The following is a 6068-nucleotide window of genomic DNA, read 5'->3' as shown; positions in this document are numbered from 1 at the left end:
CCTGTTGTCCCCGCTCCCGTTATCGGGCAGAGGAAACTCAAATCAAACTGGCGAGCATGGAGCAGGCCTTGCAACTCTTCACACGCTAACGGCTACACGTCTATGCCAAGCCGCCCTGGGCGATCCAAGGCGGCGCGCATGACGCTTCGAAATTACCTTACACGTTCAAAGACGATGTGAACCTTCGTCCCATCGGGGCGGCGAAAGTCTTCCACCATCCGGTCGCCGTCGACCTTCAACTGCAGGTCGTCCCGGGTACGCACGGCGCCCACCCAGTTCGGGAACGTAGACCCTTTGACAATGTTGCCAGTGAACTCACCGTTCTGGTCGACGGTATAGCGCCCGAAGAAACCGATGCTCCCCGCCATCGCTGCCCGGTTTTCCTCATCGGTTCCTTCACCACGTACATTGGATCGAAACACCGGCACGCGCGGATTCGTGAGCACTTCGACAAACGTCAGCTCCGGCGTGAAGACGAGCCAACCATGAGGATCGGGGCCGTAGGCGTCCGATCTGCTGCCCTGGCTTTCAACGGTTGCACTGACCATGCGCCATGTCCCGACCAAGGCGTTTTCCTTGCCCGTAAACACGCTGGAGCACGCCGATAAGACAACGATCGCACCGACTGCCAGTACCTTATTTTTCAGACTCATCCGCATCACCTTTCACTCGCCGCAACAACGCGACGGACAATAGAGTGGGTTTCATCCTGGTCGGAACGGTCTTCATCCCTGGCTGCGATAGCAGCCAAACGTAGCTCCCGCGAAGCGGCATAGTCGGCCTGTCGTCCCAGTTGCCAACCCAAGTACCCCCATAGCAACGCGCAACCTGCGCCCACCACAGCGACCGGCCCGGCGCCCTGCCCCAGCAGGTCGAGCAGACTCTTGACCCAGCCGCTCATGGCGTCACCCGCGCGGTAAACCACGGTGTCGATGAAATTCTTGGCCTTGTATTTGCTCTCGGCATCCAACGGCGCGAACAGCATTTCCCGGCCCGGTCGGACGAACGCGTACTCGCCGATCCGTCGCACGATCATCAGCGCCACCAGCAGCGCGAACCCCGGCGCCAACGCCAGGCCCAGGAAGCCGATGCACATCAGCAGCGGCACGATGGCCAGCAAGGCACGCACGCCCAGCTTCGGCGCGATACGGCCGGTGATGAACAGCTGGGACAGCAACGCACCGGCCTGCACGACGATGTCGATGGTGCCGAAGATGCGCACTTGCGCCGCGCGATCCGGATAGTGCTCGGCCACCAGGCGTGCCTGCTCGAAATAGAGAAAAGTGCTGACCGTCGCCAACAACACGACGAACCCGGCGATGCCCAACAGGTAAGGTGACCCAAGCACGGCCGTCAAACCGCTGAGCGGATTGCCCTGCAAGGGCTGCCGGGGACTTTGCGTCGGCGCGGCGCCGGGACGGCCAGCCCCGCCCGTTTCGCGCCATCCCATCAACGCCCGCTTCAACACGAGCGTGGCACCGAGCAACAAGGCCGCCAGCAACATCAATCCCGAGGCGCCAAGGGGACCAATGAGCAACGCACTCAGGGCCGGCCCCAACAAGCCACCGACGCTGGCGCCCGCGGCGATGAAGGCGAACAGACGCTTGGCCTGCTCGCTGTCGAACACATCCGCCATCAGGCTCCAGGCCACGGAAACGACGAACAGGTTATAGACCGAGATCCAGACGTAAAAGACCCGGGCCAGCCAGACACTGTCCGGCTGGAATTGGAACAGCTCGACGAACATCAGCAGGTTGAAGCCGAAGAAGCCGTACACCCAGTCGATCAGGCGCAGGCGCGGCACTCGGGAACTGAGCCAGGCGAACAACGGCACGGCCGCCAGCATGACCAGGAAGGTCGCGGTAAACAGCCATTGCAGATTTTCCACCCCCGCCGCGATGCCCATCGACTCACGGATCGGACGCAGCATGAAGTAACCGGTGAAGAGGCAAAGGAACAGCAGGAACCCGCACAGCGCCGGCCTCAACTCGCCGTCGCGGGCGTTCAGGGCGAGACTCAGCCGGTGCAAATAGGAAGGCGTACGCATAGGGACTCCAGGAAGATGGCAACAGGGCAAAGTCGAGCGCGGGACGGACGCCCGCGCCCAGGGTTGCATCAGCGGTAGGTCACGCCAGTCAGGCGCTCGGAGACGGCCCAGAGCCGTTCGGCATCCGCCTGCGTGCTCGCGGCGGGCGGCGTCTTGGCGAAGCCCAACGGCCCGCGTCGTTCATCGTCACCGGTCGGGCCGTAATAAGCCCCGCCCACGGCGTGCGCCGCAGTGGCAGCGTACAGCGTGGGCAACGCCCCTTGTGCCGCTGAGTGGTACGCGTCGCGGTCCTTGGCCCAGCGCCGACCGAACTCGCTGTCCAGGCCGGGCCCCCGTGCGACCAACTCGGTGACCGCCACGCCAGGGTGCGCCGCCATGCTGCGAATGCCCCAATTTTCAGCGTCACTGCGCCGTTGCAAGGCAAATGCCCAGTGCAGGACCGCCAGTTTCGATTGCGCGTAGGCCGCGTACGGGTCGTATTTCTGCTCGCTCTGAAGGTCATCGAGGTTCATCGCGCCGCGTGCGGCAGCAATGCTGGACAGGCTCACCACGCGAGCATCCTGGCTTTGACGCAAGAGCGGCACCAACAGACCGGTCAGCGCGAAGTGCCCCAGGTAGTTGGTAGCCAACTGAAGTTCGAAGCCATCCGCGGACGTGCCCCGCTCGGGCGGCGCCATGACGGCGGCGTTGTTGATCAACACGTCGAGGCGCGGCAGCCGCTGATTGAGACGCTGGGCCAGGTCGCGCACCGATGAAAGATCAGCCAGGTCCACGTTCTCGAACTGCACCTTGGCGTCGGGCACGGACTCACGGATACGGGCGATGGCCTGCGCGCCGCGCTCGGGGTTGCGCGCGGCGATGATGACCTCGGCGCCGGCACGCGCCAGGGCCAGCGCGTCCTCGTAGCCCATGCCACTGGTGCCGCCGGTGATCAGGACAATCCGACCTTTCTGGGACGGCATGTCGCGGGTCGACCAGTCCGGTTTCGGTGCTACACGATCGGACGCCCCGACACTCACCGAAGCGAGCAGCGCGATACCCGCGGCAAGGGTTCTCGCCAGTCTCGCCAACCGGCTCATGTTGCTCATGCGGCCAAGGGTGGGTGTTGTTGTGTTATTCCACATGGTAATGGTCCCTGTCTGAAGAAATGAACCGGCATCGCCGGACGGTCACTGTTTCGAGCACGCCTCGGCCAACTGCAAAAAGCTGACGTGTTTCTTGATGCCTTGGGTGTTCAAGTAGGTCATCCTGGCCTGCACGACCTCGCACACCGGCGATGTCGCCTCCTCGATATGGATGACCCTGGCGATGTCCAGCGGCATGCCATATTCGTAGGCCGGGAACTGCGTTTGTTCTTTGGCGAGCAGCGGCGAGCCGCTCAAGGAGATGACGGCCAGCAGGCCGGCAATCGACAGGTTTCGAATATTCATAGTGGGCTCCACGACACGGTCCTCGTTGGGATGGTCGTAGCACTCTAGGAGGGGGTGACTGACGTCAAGGTGACTGCTGGCTGACGGGAAGATGTCAAACCCGAGCGCAATGCTGCTCACTTAAGAAAAAATGATGGACTTGTGGCGAGGGAGCTTGCTCCCGCTCGGCTCTGTAGGAGCTGTCGAGCGGAGCGAGGCTGCGATCTTTTTCCAGACACTTGAACCTCAAGCGAAAGATCAAAAGATCAAAAGATCGCAGGCTTCGCCAGCTCCTACAGAGCCCAGCGGGAGCAAGCTCCCTCGCCACGGGTTTTTCGATTGCCTTAAGTGAATAGCATTGCAAACGCGAGCGGGCTTTTACTCGCGGGGTGCGACGACTAAGGCGCCGCCTGGTTCATCAAGGAAAACCCGAAGGTGTTGAACCCATTCTCGCTGTGGGCGAACACACGCCCGCCGTGCATGGACGCTACCGCCCGCACGATGGAAAGCCCCAGGCCATGGTGCGCATCGCTTCGCGCCCGGGCGGCGTCGGCGCGATAGAAACGCTCGAACAGACGCTCCAGGTGCACGCTGTCGATGGGCGCCCCTGCATTGGAAACCCTCACCTCGACTTGCATGCCGTCGCCAACCAGGCTGACCTTGATGGTGCTTTCCGGCACCGCATAGCGCGCCGCGTTCTGTATCAGATTGGCCAGGGAGCGGTGAAAAAGACGTCGGTCGATGCACACACGCATGTCGCCTTGGATCTCCACGCCCAGCTGTTTGTCGTGCAGCACCGGCTCCAGGTATTCCACCGTCTTCGACGCTTCTTCATACAGCGAGACATCACTGAGTTCGGTTGCCCGTTGCCCGCTCTCGGCGCCGGCCAGGAACAGCATGTCGTTGACGATGGTGCCCATCCGTTCCAGCTCTTCGAGGTTCGACTGCAGCAAGTCCTGGAGCTCACCCACCTCGCGCCCATGGGCCAAGGCCACCTGGGTCTGTCCGATCAGGTTGGTCAGAGGCGTTCGCAACTCATGGGCCACATTGGCGTTGAACCCTTCGAGCTGACACCAGGCGGCTTCCTGGCGCGCCAGGGCGCCGTTGAAGGACACCGCCAGTTCCTGCAACTCGCCCGGTAGTGCCTCGGTGTCCAGGCGCTGCTTCGAATCCCCGGGCGGCAGGCTATTGGCTTGACGACTCAAGCGCCTCACCGGCCCAAGGCCGAAACGCGCGATCCAGTAACCGAGCAGGGCCACCAGGCCGATGCCCAACGCCGAAGTCAGGATCAATATTTTGGTGAAGTGGTTCAGGGTCTTCCTGAACGGCGTTGAATCCAGCCCCACGATGAAGCGCAATTCCGGGCGGTCGCCCATGGCGGGAATGGTCTTGAGCAGCACCATCATGGGCCGTTCTTTCTCAGGCAGGTCGACGGTAAACAGCCCATCGGCGCGCTTCGACCAATCCTGGCCGTCCGGCATCGCCCCACCGTAACTGAAGGCCGGGTTGTCCACCAGGATCCAATAGCGGACCCGTTCATCCGCGGGCGTCAGGCCGTCGAGCTTCTGGCGCAAGCCGACCCAGAACGTCGGCGAATCGTATTTCGCCAGCACCGGGTCAAGCACGGAATGGCGCAGGATGAGCTCGTTCTGCATCTGTTCATCGAGCGATTGCTTCAAGGAAGAGCGCAGCAGTGTCGCGCTGATCGACATGATCAGCAGGACAGCAAGGGCGAACATCAGGGCCAGCCGCTTGGCGATGGAAATCTTCATCACGACGTACCGCTTTGCCTGCCGTGTTCTTCACGGCTTTCCAGCACATACCCCATGCCGCGGACGGTATGCAGCAACTTGTGGGGATAAGGCGCGTCCACCTTGGCGCGGACGCGCTTGATCGCGACCTCGACCACGTTGGCATCACTGTCGAAATTCATGTCCCAGACCTGCTCGGCAATCATCAACTTGGACAGAATCTCGCCCTGGTGCCGTGCCAACAGGCTCAACAGGCAGAACTCCTTGGCCGTCAGGTCCAGCCGCAGCCCACCCCGGGTCACCTTGCGCGCCTGCAGATCGACCTCCAGATCGTCGATGCGCAAATGCGTCAGGTCGGCCGTGTCGCCGGCGCGACGACGGATCAAGGCCTGGACGCGTGCGACCAGTTCGGCAAACGAAAAAGGCTTGCCCAGGTAATCATCGGCGCCCTCGCGCAGCCCTCGAATGCGATCATCCACCGTGCCCCTGGCCGACAGCATGATGACCGGGGTTTTCTTGTGCAGGCGCAAGCCTTGCAGCACGTCGTAGCCGTCCTTGCCCGGCAGCATCACATCCAGGATCACCACGTCGTATTCCCATTCCAACGCGTAGTGCAGGCCATCGATGCCATTCGTGGCAACGTCGACAATGTAGCCAAGTTCGGTCAAGCCACGATGGACGTAGGAGGAAGTTTTTTCTTCGTCCTCGACAATGAGCAAACGCATCAGGTGACTCCTCTACGAAAGCAAGGCAACCCAGTGAGTCTAGACAGCGAAGGTGTCTGGAGGCTGACGGCTTCCTGACATTTTTGTCAGAAAGGGTTCGAGGACTGGAACATCAATCTTTGTTATTCGAATTAAG

At 61.9% G+C, this 6068-nt stretch carries 6 protein-coding genes; all 6 read right to left on the bottom strand.

What is annotated here, in order from left to right; translation table 11 throughout:
- Positions 1 to 152: 152 nt before the first annotated feature.
- The 6 genes from AD659_RS11220 to AD659_RS11195 all read right to left on the bottom strand — a co-directional run bounded on the left by AD659_RS11220 (position 153) and on the right by AD659_RS11195 (position 5932).
- A complete protein-coding gene (locus AD659_RS11220; RefSeq protein WP_053121144.1) occupies positions 153 to 653 on the bottom strand; it encodes a lipocalin-like domain-containing protein in 501 nt (166 codons plus the stop codon).
- A gap of 5 nt (positions 654 to 658) precedes the next feature.
- A complete protein-coding gene (locus AD659_RS11215) occupies positions 659 to 2047 on the bottom strand; it encodes an NTP/NDP exchange transporter (protein ID WP_231987689.1) in 1389 nt (462 codons plus the stop codon).
- Between the two features lie 68 nt (positions 2048 to 2115).
- On the bottom strand, positions 2116 to 3171 hold the full coding sequence (locus AD659_RS11210) for an oxidoreductase (RefSeq protein ID WP_053121142.1): 1056 nt from the start codon (positions 3169 to 3171) through the stop codon (positions 2116 to 2118).
- Positions 3172 to 3216: 45 nt separating this feature from the next.
- Positions 3217 to 3477, bottom strand: a complete 261-nt coding sequence (locus tag AD659_RS11205) for a DUF2790 domain-containing protein (protein ID WP_053121140.1) — start codon at positions 3475 to 3477, stop codon at positions 3217 to 3219.
- A gap of 377 nt (positions 3478 to 3854) precedes the next feature.
- Positions 3855 to 5228, bottom strand: coding sequence for a heavy metal sensor histidine kinase (locus AD659_RS11200; RefSeq protein ID WP_053121139.1), 1374 nt, complete (start codon positions 5226 to 5228; stop codon positions 3855 to 3857).
- On the bottom strand, positions 5228 to 5932 hold the full coding sequence (locus AD659_RS11195; RefSeq protein ID WP_053121137.1) for a heavy metal response regulator transcription factor: 705 nt from the start codon (positions 5930 to 5932) through the stop codon (positions 5228 to 5230). The genes AD659_RS11200 and AD659_RS11195 overlap by 1 nt, the downstream gene beginning before the upstream one ends.
- Positions 5933 to 6068: the final 136 nt, after the last annotated feature.

The organism is Pseudomonas thivervalensis, assembly GCF_001269655.1.
Taxonomy (GTDB): Bacteria; Pseudomonadota; Gammaproteobacteria; order Pseudomonadales; family Pseudomonadaceae; genus Aquipseudomonas; species Aquipseudomonas thivervalensis.
Note: the sequence above shows the minus strand (reverse complement) of the source record. Positions and strands in the feature narration are given on the sequence as shown.

What these genes read in the sequence shown, in the direction of transcription:
- AD659_RS11205 (WP_053121140.1), bottom strand. Translation starts at nt 3,477, where the DNA reads ATGAATATTCGAAACCTGTCGATTGCCGGCCTGCTGGCCGTCATCTCC.
- AD659_RS11215 (WP_231987689.1), bottom strand. Translation starts at nt 2,047, where the DNA reads ATGCGTACGCCTTCCTATTTGCACCGGCTGAGTCTCGCCCTGAACGCC.
- AD659_RS11200 (WP_053121139.1), bottom strand. Translation starts at nt 5,228, where the DNA reads ATGAAGATTTCCATCGCCAAGCGGCTGGCCCTGATGTTCGCCCTTGCT.
- AD659_RS11195 (WP_053121137.1), bottom strand. Translation starts at nt 5,932, where the DNA reads ATGCGTTTGCTCATTGTCGAGGACGAAGAAAAAACTTCCTCCTACGTC.
- AD659_RS11210 (WP_053121142.1), bottom strand. Translation starts at nt 3,171, where the DNA reads ATGTGGAATAACACAACAACACCCACCCTTGGCCGCATGAGCAACATG.
- AD659_RS11220 (WP_053121144.1), bottom strand. Translation starts at nt 653, where the DNA reads ATGAGTCTGAAAAATAAGGTACTGGCAGTCGGTGCGATCGTTGTCTTA.